The organism is Mycobacterium sp. (assembly GCF_035314665.1).
In the GTDB taxonomy this organism is placed as follows: Bacteria; Actinomycetota; Actinomycetes; order Mycobacteriales; family Mycobacteriaceae; genus Mycobacterium.
The window spans coordinates 1-2456 of record NZ_DATFZD010000087.1 but is presented as its reverse complement, the minus strand read 5'-3'; the positions used below and the strand labels follow the sequence as shown (position 1 = coordinate 2456).

The window sequence follows — 2456 nt, the reverse complement described above, 5'->3', positions numbered from 1 at the left end:
CGCCGACGCCAACCGTGGCAGCTTCCCGCTGGCAAGCAGCAGACCGCCGCCGATCTGGACGGCGGCGGTCACCCGCGCCAGCGTCTCGGGATCCTGGGGCAGTTTCGCCGCGGCCGCCTCGGGAAGTTTCTGTAGCCCCTCGGCGGCGGGTCGCGCGGTCTCGGCCGCACGGGCCGGGCTGCGGAGCGCCTCGATTCCCTGGCCGATGAACACGGCTGACAACAGCGGTCGCGCAACTCTGCGAATTAGCATGGTCCCCGGATGCCCTTCCCCGGCGGTTCGCAAACCAGTGGGCGACACCTAATGGGAGCGCCCGCCCGACTTGCGCTGAAAAAAAGGCGGACTGATCCACAGGTACGAGAACCCCACCGCGAGGAAACCGCCTGCGACCCAGCCTGCCGGCGAGCCTGCCACGGCACTGAAGATCACGATGGTCACGCCGACCAGCGCGGTGCCGAGCAGCACCAACCCTGCCATCGCACACCGGTGCGCGGTGGCCACCAGGGTGGCGAGACGGTGCCGGCGAAACAGCACGCGGTGCATGCCGACGGGGGCCACGAGCAGCACCGTCGACGCTAGCGAGCAGGCCACCGTCACCAGGTAGACGATGCGCATCGTGTCGCTGAGCAACGTGAAGCGCTGCTGGAACGGCAACGTCAGCAGCAAGCCGGTGAGCAGTTGTACGCCGGTTTGCGTGACGCGCAACTCCTGCAGCAGGATCGACCAATTGCGGTCCGAGTCGTTCGGCTTCGGTTTCGTGGCGCGCGCGGCGGTCCCAACCTTGATCCCGCTCCGGATGCTCGATGTCCACGCTCCGATTTTCGCAGCGTCTGCTCGGGCGGCCGCCCCCGCCTCGCCGGCGTGAGTTTCACACGGTGAACTACGCGTGGGAGCGGCTGACCTCGACAGTGCATCGCTGCCGTCTGCCGTTTCTCGACGTCACCGTGGGCCTTGTGTGGGGTGGCGACGGTGTGCTGGTGATCGACACCGGAACGACTCTTGCCGAGGCGGCCGCCGTCGACGCCGACGCGCAGCTGTTGACCGGACGGCGGGTGACGCATGTCGTGTTGACGCACAAGCATTTTGACCATGTGCTCGGATCATCGGCGTTCTCCGGCGCCGTAATCTACTCTGCCCCCGAGGTGGCCGACTATCTGTGCGCGGGTGTTGACGAACTGCGTGCGGATGCGCTGCGCCACGGAGCAGCGGCCGACGAGATCGACCGGGCGATCGCGGCGCTGCGCCCACCGGATCAGCGCGTGTATGACGCGGTCATCGATCTGGGCGGCCGCGGCGTGTCGGTCAGCCATCCCGGTCGAGGGCACACCAGCGCGGATCTGATCGTTTCGGTGCCCGGGGTCGACGGCGCGGCTGAGCACGCCGTCGTCTTCTGCGGCGACCTGGTCGAGGAATCCGCTGATCCCGCGATCGACGCCGACTCCGACGTGGGGGCCTGGCCCGACACGCTGGACAACGTGCTGCGCATCGGGGGCCCCGATGCCCGCTACGTCCCCGGTCACGGCGCCGTCGTCGATGCGCGCTTCATCGAAAACCAACGGTCGTGGCTTCTCGGGTATCGGCACGGCGACGGGCGGGTGGAGAGAGTGTGACCGACGTCAAGCCGGGGACGTGACGCAGATCATTGCCGCCCTCGGCCCCGGCTCCGATTGTGAGGTCTTTCATCATCAAATCGATCTGTCAGTGGGGGAACCCATGGCTGAAACGCCGAGCGATTTCGCATACGCGTATGACTTGACGCTCGATGAAGCGCGTCGGCGCACCGCCGTTCTCGAGGCCATTGAAGGCGACTGGGATCCCGTCGGGGTGCTCGCCGGGGAAGAGCTGGCCTGGGACATGCTGTACTCCGGTCTGGATGACGACCAGCAGCGGATCTACGACGAGCTGGTCAGCGCGGGAGTACTCCCGGATCGGGCGGTGAACCGTGTTGCCCATTGTTCCCGATGCCGGCCGCGGGCGTCGTGCGTGGCTGCCGTGCCCGCACTGCGACCACGGCAGGCACTGCACCGACTGCCACAGCACCCGCAACTGCGGAGACCACTGGCAGTACCTGCTGAGCAACCGGGCCTGGGTCGTGCACCTGCAATGCCCGACCTGCGGCCATCTCTGGACGACCGACACTTCTCGGCGCCGCCGTCGGGTCTGGCGCAAGGCCGCCTGACCGTCACGTTGACGCAGCGCCGATCCCGGGTGCGGCGTGGTCCTATGGTGGAGACACTTCGACGACGAGGCCCAGCCAGAAGCCGAGGCCGAGCGCGACCGCCAGCGCGCCGGCCTTCACCGGCCACCGGCCGACTGCGTCGGGTGATATGACGGTCGAGACGCACGGGATCGCGCCGATCGGCGAGGATCAGCGGTACGGAAGGCCGGCCCGGCTGTTCACCGTCTGGTTCGCCCCCCAGGTGACCATGACCGGCGTATTCACCGGCACGCTGGCG

General features: G+C 68.1%; 2 protein-coding genes and 3 pseudogenes. 3 read left to right on the top strand and 2 right to left on the bottom strand.

Annotated features, from left to right (window positions below; all coding sequences use genetic code 11):
* A partial coding sequence (locus tag VKI00_RS06455; RefSeq protein WP_324436172.1) for a DoxX family membrane protein occupies positions 1–252 on the bottom strand: 252 nt, incomplete at its 3' end.
* Positions 253–300: 48 nt separating this feature from the next.
* A pseudogene (locus tag VKI00_RS06450) lies at positions 301–811 on the bottom strand (DUF6328 family protein).
* A gap of 64 nt (positions 812–875) precedes the next feature.
* Here VKI00_RS06450 and VKI00_RS06445 point away from each other — a divergent pair.
* From VKI00_RS06445 to VKI00_RS33720, 3 genes and pseudogenes are all read left to right on the top strand, one after another.
* The gene (locus VKI00_RS06445) at positions 876–1610 is read left to right on the top strand and encodes an MBL fold metallo-hydrolase (protein WP_324436173.1); all 735 of its coding nucleotides are present in this window, start codon (positions 876–878) and stop codon (positions 1608–1610) included.
* A gap of 103 nt (positions 1611–1713) precedes the next feature.
* Positions 1714–1947 (top strand): annotated as a pseudogene (locus VKI00_RS06440) (DUF6400 family protein); the annotation flags it as partial.
* 254 nt (positions 1948–2201) lie between these two features.
* Positions 2202–2456 (top strand): annotated as a pseudogene (locus VKI00_RS33720) (hypothetical protein); the annotation flags it as partial.